Origin of the sequence: Serratia sp. CC22-02 (assembly GCF_900182895.1) — a bacterium.
Taxonomy (GTDB): Bacteria; Pseudomonadota; Gammaproteobacteria; order Enterobacterales; family Enterobacteriaceae; genus Serratia; species Serratia nevei.
Genome location: NZ_FXUD01000004.1, coordinates 453,173 through 467,756 on the forward strand (window position 1 = coordinate 453,173; position 14,584 = coordinate 467,756).

Annotated in this window: 16 protein-coding genes; 13 read left to right on the top strand and 3 right to left on the bottom strand. The window is 60.7% G+C overall.

The window, feature by feature from the left end; translation table 11 throughout:
* The first annotated feature begins 30 nt into the window (after positions 1–30).
* A complete protein-coding gene (gene uilS / locus QOL81_RS16845) occupies positions 31–891 on the top strand; it encodes a UilS family quorum-quenching N-acyl-homoserine lactonase (RefSeq protein WP_283439940.1) in 861 nt (286 codons plus the stop codon).
* Here the strand turns inward: uilS and QOL81_RS16850 are convergent.
* Complete coding sequence (locus QOL81_RS16850) at positions 875–1,780, bottom strand: LysR substrate-binding domain-containing protein (RefSeq protein WP_283439941.1); 906 nt, start codon at positions 1,778–1,780, stop codon at positions 875–877. The genes uilS and QOL81_RS16850 overlap by 17 nt on opposite strands.
* A gap of 106 nt (positions 1,781–1,886) precedes the next feature.
* Between QOL81_RS16850 and QOL81_RS16855 the strand changes: the two genes are divergently transcribed.
* The 4 genes from QOL81_RS16855 to QOL81_RS16870 all read left to right on the top strand — a co-directional run bounded on the left by QOL81_RS16855 (position 1,887) and on the right by QOL81_RS16870 (position 5,483).
* The gene (locus tag QOL81_RS16855) at positions 1,887–2,633 is read left to right on the top strand and encodes a sulfite exporter TauE/SafE family protein (protein ID WP_060419064.1); all 747 of its coding nucleotides are present in this window, start codon (positions 1,887–1,889) and stop codon (positions 2,631–2,633) included.
* A 288-nt stretch (positions 2,634–2,921) separates the two neighbouring features.
* Positions 2,922–3,188: a hypothetical protein gene (locus QOL81_RS16860; protein WP_283439958.1), complete on the top strand. Its 267-nt coding sequence runs from the start codon at positions 2,922–2,924 to the stop codon at positions 3,186–3,188.
* A 395-nt stretch (positions 3,189–3,583) separates the two neighbouring features.
* Positions 3,584–4,642 (top strand): P1 family peptidase, encoded by a 1,059-nt coding sequence (locus tag QOL81_RS16865; protein ID WP_049199395.1) that lies wholly within the window; start codon positions 3,584–3,586, stop codon positions 4,640–4,642.
* Positions 4,643–4,658: 16 nt separating this feature from the next.
* The gene (locus QOL81_RS16870) at positions 4,659–5,483 is read left to right on the top strand and encodes a M55 family metallopeptidase (RefSeq protein WP_060419052.1); all 825 of its coding nucleotides are present in this window, start codon (positions 4,659–4,661) and stop codon (positions 5,481–5,483) included.
* Between the two features lie 12 nt (positions 5,484–5,495).
* On the opposite strand, the gene QOL81_RS16875 is transcribed toward QOL81_RS16870, so the two are convergent.
* Positions 5,496–5,987: a DUF1003 domain-containing protein gene (locus QOL81_RS16875; protein ID WP_283439942.1), complete on the bottom strand. Its 492-nt coding sequence runs from the start codon at positions 5,985–5,987 to the stop codon at positions 5,496–5,498.
* 269 nt (positions 5,988–6,256) lie between these two features.
* Between QOL81_RS16875 and QOL81_RS16880 the strand changes: the two genes are divergently transcribed.
* The 6 genes from QOL81_RS16880 to QOL81_RS16905 all read left to right on the top strand — a co-directional run bounded on the left by QOL81_RS16880 (position 6,257) and on the right by QOL81_RS16905 (position 11,773).
* A complete protein-coding gene (locus tag QOL81_RS16880; protein WP_197658298.1) occupies positions 6,257–8,479 on the top strand; it encodes a xanthine dehydrogenase family protein molybdopterin-binding subunit in 2,223 nt (740 codons plus the stop codon).
* Entirely contained in the window at positions 8,479–8,937 is a 459-nt protein-coding gene (locus QOL81_RS16885; protein WP_060419049.1) for a (2Fe-2S)-binding protein, read from the top strand. The genes QOL81_RS16880 and QOL81_RS16885 overlap by 1 nt, the downstream gene beginning before the upstream one ends.
* A gap of 11 nt (positions 8,938–8,948) precedes the next feature.
* Positions 8,949–10,253: a cytochrome c gene (locus QOL81_RS16890; protein WP_060419047.1), complete on the top strand. Its 1,305-nt coding sequence runs from the start codon at positions 8,949–8,951 to the stop codon at positions 10,251–10,253.
* 383 nt (positions 10,254–10,636) lie between these two features.
* A complete protein-coding gene (locus QOL81_RS16895; protein ID WP_089185938.1) occupies positions 10,637–10,837 on the top strand; it encodes a lipoprotein in 201 nt (66 codons plus the stop codon).
* A gap of 317 nt (positions 10,838–11,154) precedes the next feature.
* Positions 11,155–11,436, top strand: a complete 282-nt coding sequence (locus QOL81_RS16900) for a hypothetical protein (RefSeq protein WP_060419045.1) — start codon at positions 11,155–11,157, stop codon at positions 11,434–11,436.
* A 67-nt stretch (positions 11,437–11,503) separates the two neighbouring features.
* On the top strand, positions 11,504–11,773 hold the full coding sequence (locus tag QOL81_RS16905) for a hypothetical protein (RefSeq protein WP_197785361.1): 270 nt from the start codon (positions 11,504–11,506) through the stop codon (positions 11,771–11,773).
* On the opposite strand, the gene QOL81_RS16910 is transcribed toward QOL81_RS16905, so the two are convergent.
* The gene (locus QOL81_RS16910; protein ID WP_283439943.1) at positions 11,759–12,649 is read right to left on the bottom strand and encodes a LysR family transcriptional regulator; all 891 of its coding nucleotides are present in this window, start codon (positions 12,647–12,649) and stop codon (positions 11,759–11,761) included. The genes QOL81_RS16905 and QOL81_RS16910 overlap by 15 nt on opposite strands.
* Before the next feature lie 110 nt (positions 12,650–12,759).
* Here QOL81_RS16910 and QOL81_RS16915 point away from each other — a divergent pair, with 110 nt between their 5' ends.
* Together QOL81_RS16915 and QOL81_RS16920 are read left to right on the top strand one after the other, a co-directional pair.
* Complete coding sequence (locus QOL81_RS16915; protein ID WP_099782966.1) at positions 12,760–13,503, top strand: SDR family oxidoreductase; 744 nt, start codon at positions 12,760–12,762, stop codon at positions 13,501–13,503.
* A gap of 60 nt (positions 13,504–13,563) precedes the next feature.
* Positions 13,564–14,514, top strand: coding sequence for an MBL fold metallo-hydrolase (locus QOL81_RS16920; protein ID WP_283439944.1), 951 nt, complete (start codon positions 13,564–13,566; stop codon positions 14,512–14,514).
* Positions 14,515–14,584 lie beyond the last annotated feature (70 nt).

A 14,584-nucleotide genomic window follows, 5' to 3' on the forward strand; every position in this document is an offset into this window, starting at 1 on the left:
TACCTTACCTATAAAAAACAGGAAGTTAACATGACATTAACCACGCATAAAATGGAAAGCGGCCTGGCCGTAACAGTTCGTTTACCTGATAACCCGGCCAAGGTTCCGGCGATTATTCTGTGTCACGGCTTCTGCGGCATTCAGGAGCTGTTGCTGCCGGCCTTTGCCGAGGCCTTCGTCAACGCCGGTTTTGCGGCGGTGACGTTTGACTATCGCGGCTTCGGCGCCAGCGAGGGCGAACGCGGGCGGCTGGTACCGGCGCTGCAGATTGAGGATATCCTGGCGGTGAGCCGGTGGGTGCAAACGCAGCCGCAGATCGACAGCGAGCGCATCGGCCTGTGGGGCACGTCGTTTGGCGGCTGCCACGTGTTCGGCGCTGCCGCGGCCGAGCCGGCCATCAAGTGCGTCGTTAGCCAGCTGGCCTTCGCCGACGGGGAAACCATCGTGACGGGGAAAATGGCCGCCGATGAAAAACAGGCGTTCATCGCCACGCTGGACAAAATGGCGGAGAAGAAACAGGCCACCGGCAAAGAAATGTTTGTCGCCGTCACCCGGGTGTTGAGCGATGACGAGTCGAAGGCGTTCTTCGAGGAGAACAAGGTGCGTTACCCGGCGATGGGCATCAAGATCCCGTTCCTGACCGTGCGCGAAACGCTGCGCTATCAGCCGCGTGACAATGCGGCGCGAGTCACATGCCCGGTACTGGTGGTGGTGGCGGGCGGTGATACCGTGAATCCGCCGGAGCAGGGCATCGCGCTGTATGAGGCGGTAGGCAGCGCGAAGAAGGCGCTGCATGTCGAGCAGAATGCGAAGCACTATGACATGTACGCCGGCCCGCACTTCGCCGGCATCATCGGCCGTCAGATCGCCTGGTTCAACGACCACCTGTAATACCGCCTTCCCCCTGGCGCAGGAACGCCACCAGCCGCTGCGCCGGCAGCGGCAGCTGCGCCCATTCGCGCACCACCAGCGACAGGCGCCGGGTCGCCCAGTCGTCCGCCAGCGGCAGGGCGCCGTGTCGGATCTGCGGATGGCGTTGGGCGCTCTCTTCCGGCACCACCGCCAGCCCGGCGCCGCGCCACACCATGCGGCAGATGGCGTCGAAATTAGCGGCGCGCGCCCGTAGCCGCATCGGGCCGCCGCTGCGTATCGCCAGCTGTTCCAAATGCTGTTGCAGCGCGCTCTCTTCCGGCAGGCCGATAAACTCAAAAGACAGGGTGTCCGCGAAGCTGACCGTGCGGCGGCCGCTGAGCGCATGCCCCGGCGGCAGCGCCAGCACCAGACGATCCTGCCGGAAGGGGTAGCTTGCCAGCCCGCGCAGATCGGCGTGATCCGCCACGATGCCGATATCCGCCGCCTGTTCGGCGATCGCCTGCGCGATGACCGGGCTGGGCAGCTCCTCCAGCGCGATGTCGGTGTGCGGGTGCAGCACCAGAAAATCCGCCAGCAGCTCCGGCAGAAAAGCGTCGGCGGCGACGGTATTGGCGACGATGCGCAGCTGGCTGCGCTGGCCCGGCGCGAACTCGGCCATCTCGCCCCGCAGCCGGTCGCGCTGTTGCAGCAGCACGCGCGCGTGCTGCAACAGGCGTTCACCGGCCGGCGTCGCCTGGACGCCGCGCGGATTGCGCGTCAGCAACGCCACGCCGGCCTGTTGCTCCAGCCCGCGCATGCGTGCGCTGGCGGCGGCCAGCGACAGCCCGACGCGTTCGGCGCCGGCGGTGATGCTGCCGGTCTCGAGCACCGCCGCCAACAGCCGCAGATCGATAAAGTCAAAATGCATGCGTTCTTCCTCTGTCTTTGCCGCAGGCAGGCTCTGCCATTGCCGCATTGTGCCGCGCCGCGCCGCCGGCCACAATCGGGCCGTTGATTGCCATAAGGATAGACGCATGTCGCTGACGTTACTCGAGATTATCGCCCTGACGGGCATTTTTACGCTGGCCGGCACGGTCAAGGGAGCGATCGGCCTGGGCTTGCCGACGGTGTCGATGGGGCTGCTCAGCCTGATGATGCCGCCGGGGCAGGCCGCCGCGCTGCTGCTGTTACCTTCACTGGTCACCAATCTGTGGCAGTTGCTGTGCGGGCCGCGGCTGGGAGCGCTGTGCCGCCGGCTCTGGCCGATGATGCTGTGCGTCACGCTGGGCACGTTGCTGAGCGCCGGCGCGCTCACCGCCACCGACGGCCGCCTGGCGCCGCTGGCGCTGGGCGTTTGCCTGATCGGCTATGCGCTGTTGGGATTCACCCGTTTCGACTGGCGCGTTTCCGCCACGGCGGAGCCTTGGCTGGGGCCGCTGTGCGGCCTGGTGACCGGTGCGCTGACCGGCGCCACCGGCGTATTCGTCATACCGGCGGTGCCCTATCTGAACGCCTTGGGCCTGGCGCGTGACGATCTGGTGCAGGCGCTGGGGCTGTCGTTCACCGTCTCGACGCTGGCGCTGGCCGCCGGATTAGCCTGGCATCAGGCGCTGCCCGGCGCGCTGCTCGGCGGTTCGCTGCTGGCGCTGCTGCCGGCGCTGGGCGGCATGTGGCTGGGCGGGATCGTGCGTCGTCACAGCAGCCCGCTGATTTTTCGCCGCCTTTTCTTTATCGGGTTATTAATCTTGGGAATTGAGATTGTTTGGCGTTCAATTAATTAAATCGATAGCATTTATGTGTAATTAGGTCAGGTATATTATTCTGTATTTTATTCTAATATGATTATTTCCAGCATTGAGAATACACTTTCAGTCATTCTTGTCAAAAAACAGCCCTTGTAGCAGCGGTTACGGAGCCAGTGGTTTCTGGGGGAATGGCAGCTCTACAGGAAATGGGTATGGCGGCAATGGCACTGGACCGAGAGAGGCCAGAGAATCCGGAACCAAACGCTAATTAACCGCTGCAATCCTAGCACAGAAGTAAAATTCTGTGCTTTTATGGGGGATATGATGAGTAAATATGTTGTTTTTATAAAGGGTGATGAGTCAAGGGTGCTGAGAAAGGAAGTGGTTACACGAGAAATAATTAAAGATATGAAGCAAAAGGGGTTCAGAAAGCATCATGTTGAAGTAGACGCTGAGAACGAGAATGATGCCATTAACAAACTAAATAAGAACAGCAATGACTATTTGGACTCATTGAGAAACTTTTCCGGTGATTTATTACTCTGTTCTATTTTTGTCATTGCTATGGTCATGGTTTATTTATTCAGATGAGCCATAATCCAGTTTTGAATCATTCAATTTTTTATACTATACGATTGCCCGCTAACCCCCCAATAAGGCTCAGGCGTGCGGCCCACTCCAACTGGTCTCCTGTATGCCGGAGAGGAGGCCTTCGCCGATTTTGCTCTCCCGTTCTTCATACCCGCCGTGGGCGATGACCCTGCCTTTGCCGTGCGTGAGGTCGCAGCGCTTGCACGCTTTCAACACCCGTTGTTTCACTCGATAGCGGCGTCGCCCTGGCCGTAGAGGCGGCAAAAAAGTGGTGCAGGCAATGAACGGTGATGGGGCCAGGCTATTTTTTCTGCCCGCTCCGGTTTTCAATTTACGGCGCGGCGTATTGCGCGATATTCTGGTTTTCTGATGGGCTAACGGCGGATGAGGGAACCATGACAGACAGCCAGGTGTTTGAACAACAAAGCCTCGACAATCTGCTGAGCTATTGGCGGCGCCATCGCCGCCTGCCGGGCGCGCGCTATCCGGCCGGGCCGACCGACAGCCTGTGCGACGTGCCGGGCGTCAGCGTTGGGCATCACACCCTGACCGACGGCGAATGCCAGACCGGCGTCACCGCCATCGTGCCGCCGGGCGATCTGTTCAACCAGCCGCTGCCGTGCGGCAGCGCGGTGCTCAACGGCTTCGCCAAGCCGCTGGGATTGGTGCAATTGAATGAGCTGGGGGAGTTGCAGACGCCTATTCTGCTGAGCAACACCTTCGCCGTCGGCACGCTGTTCAACGCCATGGTGCGGCGCAGCTGCCTGCGCTACCCACAGATCGGCCGCGGCAGCGCCACCATCAACCCGCTGGTACTGGAGTGCAACGACGGCTACCTCAACGATATTCAGGCGATGGCGGTGCGTGAGGAGCACGTCTTCAGCGCGCTGGATAACCATTCCACCCGCTTTGCGCGCGGCAGCGTCGGCGCCGGGCGCGGCATGAGCAGCTTCGGCCTGAAGGGCGGCATCGGCACGGCCTCGCGCTATTGCCCGGGGTTAGGCACCATGCTCGGCGTGCTGGTGCTGGCCAACTTCGGCACCCTCGACTCGCTGACGCTGAGCGGCGTGCGCGTTGGCCCGGCGCTGGGCAAGCTGTTGGCGGATCCGCCGCCGCAGGTGGACGCCGGCTCGGTGATTATCATCATCGCCTGCGATCGGGCGCTGGACAGTCGCCAGCTGAACCGCATCGCCCGCAGAGCGGGCGCGGGCCTGGGGCGGGTGGGTAGCCATTGGGGGCATGGCTCCGGCGATATCGCGCTGGCGTTTTCCACCCGATTGCTGGGAGCCACGCTACCGGACGAAAGGCTGGAGCCGCTGTTTGCAGCGGCGGCGGACGCCACCGAATACGCGGTGCTGGATGCGTTGCTGAGCGCCGAAGGCGTCAGCGGCTTCCAGCAGCATGCGCGCGCAGCGCTGGGCCCGCTGCTCGACCGGCTGGCGGCGGCAAATTAAATAACGGGAGTGTGATGTGAAGGTCTTTATCTCTGCGGATATCGAAGGTATTGCCGGCGTGATGCGGCCGGAGCAGTGCAACCCGGCCCACGCCGACTATGCGGCGGCGCGTGAACTGATGGAGCAGGAGGTCAACGCCGCCATCGACGGCGCTTTCGCCGGCGGGGCCACCGAGGTGACGGTGGCCGACAGCCACGCCATGATGCAGAACCTGCGCGCCGATCGCATCGATGGGCGTGCGCGGCTGGTGCAGGGTAAACCGCGCGGGCTGTCGATGGTGGAAGGGCTGCAACACCAACGCTACGACGGCCTGATGTTTATCGGCTACCACAGCGCTGCCGGTGAACATGGCGTGCTGGCGCACACCATCAACGGCCGGGCCTTTTACCGCGTCAGCCTGAACGGCGAAGCGGTGGGCGAAAGCGATCTGTATGCAGCGGCGGCGGCCGAATTGAACGTGCCGCTGTGGCTGGTGAGCGGTGACGACGAGCTGCAACGCTGGATTGCTGAACGTTATCCTCAGTCTGGCTATGTGTGCGTGAAGCGCGCCATCTCGCAAACCGCCGCCGAATCGCTCAGCCCGCAGCGGGCGCGCGCCGAGATCCGTGAACGGGCGATGCAACAGGTGCGCCAGGGCGGGAAGCTGCCGGTGGAACGCCGCTTCATGCCGCCTTATCGGCTGACGTTGATGGCGGCCAAACCGGTGCTGGCGGATCTGTTCAGCTTGGTGCCCGGCGTGCAGCGCCAGGACGCGCTGACCGTGGCCTTCGACAGCGACAACATGGCGGCGCAAATCAACCTGCTCAGCGTCTTCTCCTATCTGGCGACGACGCAGAACTGAGGGATAACGCCGTTACAGGCGCTCGCGGTTGGCGAGCTGAAGGGTGAGGTTTTCAATGCGCTCGGCCATCTGTTTCGTCAGGGCGGTTAATTCCGTATTTTGCTTCAGCAGCTCGAGCAGCTGTTCGGACTGCCGTTCGGCCAGGGTTTGCCGCTGTGCCATCGCCTCATCCAGATCTTCCCGGTGCCGGGCATCGGCCAAGGCATGCGCCTGGTCGCGCTCGGCCTGGCGGGTTTGCGCCAGCAGGATCAATGGCGCGGCGTAGGCGGCCTGCAGACTGAACGCCAGATTCAGCAGAATGAAGGGGTAAGGGTCAAATTTGGTGAAGCCGGCGAGGTTGAGATAGATCCACACGCCGACCACCACCGTTTGTCCCACCCAAAAAGTCGGCGTGCCGAAGAAGCGGGCGAACGCTTCGGCTTTCAGGGCAAACCATTGATCGCCAAAGGTATGGCTTAACCCTTGCAGCGGCCGATACAGACGAAATTTCTTGTGTTCCGACATAGCGGTAAGGCTCATAGAGATTGGAAGTGTTTCATTTATAGCACAAATGCATTTAAAGACGCGCCCAGCGGCCGCCTGGCGCCGATGGCCCGCAGCGCACGATTCCTCAACGAAAAATCCCTTATCAAGATTAGGCCTGCTGGATAATAGGCTACGCTAATTATTGCTCTGTTGCGCTATATCACCTGACGGGCGCGGCAAGCCATTCCATAACAAGATTTGTTTCGCCGAAGGCAGTGACGCCTTCGGCTTTTTTGGAGTCATGAGCAATGAGCATATCCCAAGTTCCGCTTTCGCGGCGGCGGTTTATCGTCGGCGCCGGGGCGTTGGTGATCGGCGCCTATCTGCCGTCCACCGGCGCGCTGGCGCGTTCGGCTGCCCCGGCCGCCTCCGGCGCGGCGGCGTTTGACGCCAACGCCTTCGTTCAGATCGGCGCCGACGGCGTCGTCACCGTGATCAGTAAACACACCGAAGTGGGCCAGGGGGTCTATACCGGCATGGCGACGCTGGTCGCCGAAGAGCTCGATGCCGATTGGGCGCAGGTACGGGTCGTCGCCGCGCCGGTGGACACCAATATCTACAAAAACCTGACCTTCGGATTCCAGGGCACCGGCGGTTCCAGCTCGGTGGCCAATGCCTATGAGCAGATGCGGCGCATGGGCGCCATGGCGCGTGCGCTGCTGGTGCAGGCCGCCGCACAGCGTTGGAAAACCTCGGCGCAGGAAATTACCGTGCAGGCGGGCAAGATCCGCCATGCCGCCAGCGGGCGCGAGGCGGGCTTCGGCGAATTCGCCGCGCTGGCCGCCACGCTGCCGCCGCCCGATCCCGCCAGCCTGACGCTGAAGGATCCGGCCAATTTCACCCTGATCGGCAAAACGCGCGGCCTGCACCGCGTCGATTCGCTGGCGAAAACCAACGGCAGCGCGCAGTTCTCGCAGGATATCCATGAGCCGGACATGTTGACCGTCACCATCAAGAAGCCGCCGCGCTTCGGCGGCAAGGTGGCGACCTTCGACGCCGAACGGGCGCTGGCGGTGCCGGGGGTGGTGGCGGTGAAGCAAATCGCCACCGGCGTGGCGGTTTACGCCAAAAACACCTGGGCGGCGATCCAGGGGCGGGAGCGGCTGAAGGTGACGTGGGACGACGCGCAGGCCGAACGGCGCAACACCGAGGAGATCTACGCCGAATTCCGCCAGGTGGCGCAGAAAACCGGCGTGGTGGCGAAGAGTCTCGGTAAGCCGGACGAGGTGTTCGACAAGGCCGACAAGGTGATCGAGGCCGAATACACCTTCCCGTACGTCGCGCACGCGCCGATGGAGCCGCTGGACGGCTATCTGTTCTGGGACGGTGAGAGCGTCAAGGCTCGCTACGGCTGCCAAATCCAAACGCTCGATCACAAGCAGCTGTGCGATCTGTTCGAGTTGCCGCCGGACAAGGTGCAGATTGAAACCATTCTGGCGGGCGGCAGCTTCGGCCGGCGCATCGATTTAGGCAACCCGACGCTGGGGCCGGATCTGGCGGCCGACATGGCGGCGGCGGCCAAGGGCATCGGCCCCGGCCACGGCGTGAAGGTGGTATGGACGCGCGAGGACGACATCCGCAACGGCTGGTATCGCCCGATGATCCTGCACCGCCTGCGCGGGGCCATCCGCGGCGGCAAGGTGGTGGGCTGGACCGATACCGTGGTCGGCCACTCCTGGACGCGCCACAGCGCGATGGATGCGCTGGTGGTCAACGGCCTCGATCAGATGATGGTCGAGGGCGCCAGCGAGGTCTCATACACCTTCGAAGCCTTCCGCTGCGATGCGCACATTGTGCCGGGCAAGGTGCCGACCACCTCGCTGCGGTCGGTGGCCAGCACCCACACCGGCCACGCGGTGGAGAGCTTTATCGATCAGCTGTTGCAGGAAACCGGGCAGGATCCGGTCGAAGGGCGGTTGGCGCTGATGGGCGATGCGCCGCGTGCGGCGGGCGTGCTGCGCGCGGTAGCGAAAGCCGCTGACTGGCAGGGCGCGAAAGTGGTGGACGGACGCGCGCGCGGCGTGGGCGTCGCCAAGGCGTTCGATACCTATGTGGCGCAGGTGGCCGAGGTCTCGATCGGCGAAGGCGGCATCCCGAAAGTGCACAAGGTGTGGTGCGCGGTGGACTGCGGCGTGGCGGTGAACCCCGACGTGATCCGCGCGCAGATCGAGGGCGGCATCGGCTACGGCCTGAGCATGGCGCTGTACGGCAACATCACGCTGAAAGACGGCGTGGTCGAACAGTCCAATTTCAATAACTTCCGTCCGCTGCGCATCGATGAGATGCCGGAGATCGAGGTGATCATCGTGCCCTCGAGTGAGAAACCGACCGGCGTGGGCGAGCTGGGGGTGCCGACCATCGCCCCGGCGGTCGGCAACGCGCTGGCGCTGCTCGGGCGGCCGCGCACCTCGCTGAGCCTGCCGCTGCATAATCCTACCGCGAACCCGGCGTCTGACAAGGAGAGAACCTGATGATTCAATTAACCGTAAACGAGCAGCCGCTGACCTTCGAGGGCGATCCGCACATGCCGCTGTTGTGGTTTTTGCGTGACGAAGCCGGCCTGACCGGCACCAAGTTCGGCTGCGGCATCGCCATGTGCGGCGCCTGTACCGTGCATCTGGACGGTGTGCCGGTACGATCGTGCATGACGCCGGTCTCCGCCGCCGTCGGCAAAAAAATCACCACCATCGAAGCCGTGGGCGCCACGCCGGAAGGCAAGGCGGTGCAGGAAGCCTGGCTTGATCTGGATGTGGTGCAGTGCGGCTACTGCCAGTCCGGCCAGATCATGAGCGCCACCGCGCTGCTGGCGCAAAGCAAGGATCCGAGCGATGCGGACATCGACGCGGCGATGGGCGGCAACGTCTGCCGCTGCGCCACCTATGTGCGCATTCGCGCCGCCATCCACCAGGCCGCCAAGGCGTTGGGTTAGGGAGAGATGCGATGAGCAATGCCTTGAAAGGGCTGTTATGGCTGATTATCGCCGTGGTGGTGTTGGCGGGAGGATACGCGCTGTACACGCTGCTGCGGCCCACCGGCGCGGAGCCTGCGGCGCCGATCGCCGGGGCGCCGGCCGGCATCACCGATAAACTGGCGCGCGGCGAGTACCTGGCGCGCGCCGCCGACTGCGTGGCGTGCCACACCGCGCCGGGCGGCACGCCGTATGCGGGCGGCTTCGCCTTCAAACTGCCGTTCGGCACCATTTACGGCACCAACATCACCGCCGACAAGGAGACCGGCATCGGCAACTGGAGCGACGATCAGTTCGTGCGTGCGGTGCGTGAGGGCATCGGCCCGCAGGGCAACCTGTATCCGGCGATGCCGTACACCTCGTACACCGAACTGAGCCGCGACGACGTGCTGGCGATCAAGGATTATCTGTTCAGCCTGCCGCCGGTGAAGCAGGCCAACCCGCAAAACGATTTGTCGTTCCCGTTCAACCAGCGTTGGGGCATGAAATTCTGGAACCTGGCGTTCTTCCATGAGCAGCGCTTTGCGCCGGATCTCAACAAGGACGAGCAGTGGAACCGCGGCGCCTATCTGGCGACGGCGCTCGGCCACTGCGGCGAGTGCCATACGCCGCGCAATCTGGGGTTCGGCCTCAACCAGAGCAAGCACCTGAGCGGTGAAGTGGTGCAGGGCTGGTTCGCCGCCAACATCACGCCGGATAAGCAGACCGGCATCGGCGGCTGGAGCGACCAGCAGCTGTCGCAATATCTGGCCACCGGCCATGCCCCGGGGCGCAGCAGCGCCGCCGGCCCGATGGCGGAAGCGGTGGAAAACAGCCTGCAGTTCCTGACGCCGGAAGACAATCTGGCGCTGGTGAAATACCTGCGCGATATCGAACCGATCGCCGGCGACGGCGCAGCGGCGGTGAACCTGCAGCCGAAGGGCGCGGGGGCTTCCACACCGATCCTGCCGGGCGGGCAAGACAGTTCGCTCGGCCGGCGGGTGTTCGCCAACGACTGCAGCGGCTGCCACCAGTGGAACGGGCCGGGCCGCCAGAGCGAGTACGCGTCGCTGGTAGGCAGCACGGCGGTGAACGATCCGCAGGGGCGCAGCGTGGTGCAGGCCATCCTGAAGGGGACGAGCATCAGCATCGGCGATCGGCATGAAATGATGCCGGCGTTCGGCAGCGCCTATTCCGACGAGGAAGTGGCGGCGGTCGCCAACTTCGTGGTCGGCCACTTCGGCGATAAGCAGGGCAACGTCACCGCCAAACAGGTGGCGGAGCAGCGCAAGCAGTAGCGCATCGCGGCCGCCACGGCGGCGTGCAGGTTAAAGGCGGCGATATCGCGGATATTGCCGCTTTTTTTATTGCCGGCATGCCGGCGGCAGTGTGACGCTCAATCAAAAATCAGAGGGGGGACCGTGATAAAAATCGTAACGTTGTTAACCAATCAAAACTACCTGGCCTGTCTTGTAGCAGCATTACTCTTCATCGTTACGGCCGATACCAACCATCTGCGTGATAGCATTAACTATGGGCTGCAGACCGTCTTTGATGCTGAAGGATAACAGTAAACAAACCCACCGATGAGGTGGTTTTTTTGCTTTCTAGGGGGTGCTTTACCCAGCAAGTGAGATTCGTTATCATTTGCCTGGTTGATTGTTACTATAAGGATGTAGAAATGCAAAAGTCACTATTGGTTGCCCTGGGGGTGATAGTTCTATCAGGATGTGCAGGCCAGAACGATGATTATCAATTGAATAGCAAACAATCGTCTGCTCAGAAAGACAGCAAAGAGTGGAAGGAGTTTGTTGCTCCTCTGTCTACCAAAACGCAATCACCACAAGACAGACTGATGAAGCGTGCTGAGAGAAACTACTAACAGAGAAAAGCCCATTGGAGTGGGATTTTTGCTTTCTGGCATTAGTGTTTTTTTAATGGTATATCACTCCCAAAATTCGCTATGAACTCAGGGTTAAAAGCTATCGCGAGCACGACTGCTGCCAGAACCAGTATCAACATTTTCTTTTGCATAGTGACCTCATAGCTATTTAGCCAGAAGCCATGTTGTCACGCTGACCACACTTGATTCCAGGGAAAAGCCCGACAAATCGCGGGCGAAAACCGCTTTTCGTTGCCTACTTCATGCTCTCTGTTACCATGTAACGACTTGTTACTTGTCTATGGGAAAAGGACGAAATGCTTAAGTTGATTGGTGGGCTGCTGATTTTAGTTGGTGCAATTACTGTTGGTTACGCTATCGGCATGGAAGTTACTGTTGGCTACGTTGATAAGGTTTACAACAGTGGGCTGATGGCAAACCGAGAGATTTACACAATTGCAGGTAGTGCAACGGCTATCATCGGCACCTTAGTTGCTATGACTGGGGTGATTGCTGAGTTTTTGGAAAAAAGAGAAAACGAAAAGTTAGACATCTTGAAAAATATCAAGAATGGCTTAGCTGACCACCTAGAGAAATAATCTCTCTCGAAAAAATTATTTATAACCTCGCTTCGGCGGGGTTTTTTTTATGCCCGGAGAACACTAAATGTCAGAACAAGACGGCGGCAGCCTCGTCTATCAGGTCGATATCGACACTGCAAAAATGATCACCGGGAGCCGTAGGGTATCTGTTGTTCTTGAGGAGATGGAAAAACAGTCAGGAAAGGCAGAGGCCAGCTTATCAAAACTCGAGCACCAGGCTGGTTCTACAGGCTTAACTCTTGGCACTCTGCCACGTGTCGCTAAAGCTGAGCAGATGACCACCGGCGGCAGTGCGCAATATTGGGTGGGCAAGGCGGGGTTAGCCCTGGCTTAATTGATTGAAAAGATAGTCAAAGACCACGCGCACGCGCGCCGGGCAGGCGTGCTGATGCGTATGATAGAGGTTGACCGGCCAGGGCGGCGGGGCGTCGCCCGGCAGAACGGCTACCAGCTCACCCGCAGCGAGGTGTTTTTCAACCAAATACCCGGCCAGTTGGCCAAAGCCTAAACCGGCGAGCACCGCTTTACGCTCTATATCGGGCGTGTCGGTGACGAAGGCGGCGGACTTCGGGTAGAGATAACGTTTTTGGCTAAATTCCCAGGGCCAGTAGCGCCCGGTCTTGCGGTTCACCAGCGCGACAATCGGCAGATGGGCGAGTTGGTCTACCTGCTCCGGCGGCGGCAGGCGATCGAGCAGCGTCGGCGAGGCAACCAGATGGAAAGGCATGGTTCTGGGCTGGCGAACGATACAGGTTTGGTCGTGCAGAAAGCCGATGCGAATGCCGATATCAATTCTTTCTTCGACCAGATCGCTGTGGATATTCGACAGGTGGAACTCGATCGTAATCGCAGGATACTGGCGCGCGAATTCCGCCAGTATCGGCATGACGACCTCGCTGCCATAGGTATGCGGCGCCGTAATGCGCACCACGCCGCCGAGATCTTCCGCTGCTTTCCCCTGCGGCTGAAACAGCCTGTTCAACTGGTCCATCGCCGTTTTGGCCTGCTCAAGAAAGCCGAGGCCGAAATCCGTGATCTTCACGCCGCGGGTATTGCGGTGGAACAGCTGCTCACCGAGCAACGACTCGAGCTCTTTGATGGCTCGGGTGACTTTTTGCGGGGAAATGCCGAGCCTGGTCGCCGTGTGTTTAAAGTTCATCTCCTCGGCGGCGGCGCAGAAAATGCGCAAGGCTTCTTGTCTGTTTTGCACGTTGACCTCTTTGTTCCAAAAAATGGAATTCTCAAAGCATAACACTTCCATTTACCGGGCGGAAACGGCGGATAAAGTATTCGCACTGACCCTAACAAGAGGAACGAGAAATGAACCGTATTTCAGGCAAAGTGGTGGTGATTACCGGCGCCAGCAGCGGGCTGGGCGAGGCGACCGCATTACATCTGGCCGCGCAAGGGGCGACGGTGGTGGTGGCGGCGCGCAGGAAAGATCGTCTTGATGCGCTGGTTCGGCAAATCGTTGGCGACGGCGGCACCGCGTTGGCGCTGCAGGTGGATGTGACGAAGCGTCAGGAGGTCGAAGCGATGATCGCCCAGGCCGTCAGGCAGTTTGGCAAGATTGATGTCCTGGTCAACAACGCGGGGCTGATGGCGATCGCACCGCTGAGTGCCGTGAAGGTCGATGAATGGGAACGGATGATCGATATCAATGTGAAAGGAGTGCTGTACGGCATCGCGGCAACCTTGCCGCTGTTCGAAAAGCAGCAATTCGGTCATTACATCACCATTTCCTCCATTGCCGGCAAGAAGGTGTTCAGCCCCGGCGGCACGGTCTATAGCGGCACCAAATTCGCGGTCAGCGCGATCGCCGAAGGTTTGCGTCACGAAGTTGGCGGAAAGATCAGAACCACGACGATCGCCCCCGGCCTGATCGACACCGAACTGAAACAGGGCAGTTCGCACGCGGAAAGTTTGCAGGCCGTCGGCGAACTCTACCAGAGCCAGGCAATTTCCGCCGATGCCATCGCGCGCGCCATCGCCTATGCGATCGAGCAGCCTTCGGACGTGGACGTGAGTGAGATTGTCATCAGGCCGACCGTGCAGGAGTTTTAAATCGCCAGGGGGCATTCCCAGGGCTTTTAGCCGTATTTTCTTATCGTTATGAGGTTTTCTATGCGTCGCAATCTGCTTATTGGCGCCTTTTTCGCCGCTTTTTCTGCCGCTGCAATGGCCGCGGCGCCTTTTTCTACAATAGACAATCCCGGGTTCTACCGGATCATGCTGGGCGATGTGGAAGTGACGGCCCTGTCTGACGGCATCAGCCCGATGCCCGCCGATAAAATTTTGATCAATACCCGGCCGCAGCAGCTTGAAAAGGCGATGGCGGCCAACAACCTGTCGCTGCCGTTGCCGACCTCGGTGAACGCCTACCTGATCAATACCGGAAGCAAGCTGGTTTTGGTCGATGCCGGCACCGGTGCGCTGCATGGCGAAACGCTGGGCAAAATGATGAAAAACCTGAACGCTTCCGGCTATCAGGCGGAGCAGGTGGATGAGATTTATTTAACGCACCTGCATCCCGACCATGTGGGCGGGTTGATGGCGGACAAGCGTCTCGCCTTCCCGAACGCCACCGTCTGGGTGGAAAAAGACGAAGTCGCTTTTTGGCTAAGCGAAGAGAAAAAACGGCAGGCGGAAGAGAAAGATAAACGTTTCTTCGATGCCGCCATCGCCTCATTGCAGCCTTACGTCACGGCGGGGAAGCTGAAAACGTTTGAAGGCAATCAGGCGCTCACCCCGGGCATTTCGGCTATCGATACGCGTGGGCACACGCCAGGACACAGCGTGTTCGCCGTCGAAAGCAAAGGGCAAAAGATGGTGATTCTGGGGGATATGATCCACGTCGCCTCGGTGCAGTTTTCCGATCCGAATGTCGCCATCGCCTATGACATCGACGTCCCCGCCGCCGTTGCGCAGCGCAAGCGGCTGTTCGATGACCTCGCGCAGCAAAGGGCGCTGGTCGCAGGGGCGCATTTGTCCTTCCCGGGCCTTGGCTACATCAATAAACAGGGGAAAGGTTACGACTGGCAGCCGTTGAACTATGGCGCGATGAATCCACATTAATCGGCATGAGAGCAAGGCAAGAAGGCAAATGAACAATGCGAAGGGGCCAGCCGGCCCCTTTTTGCCGACG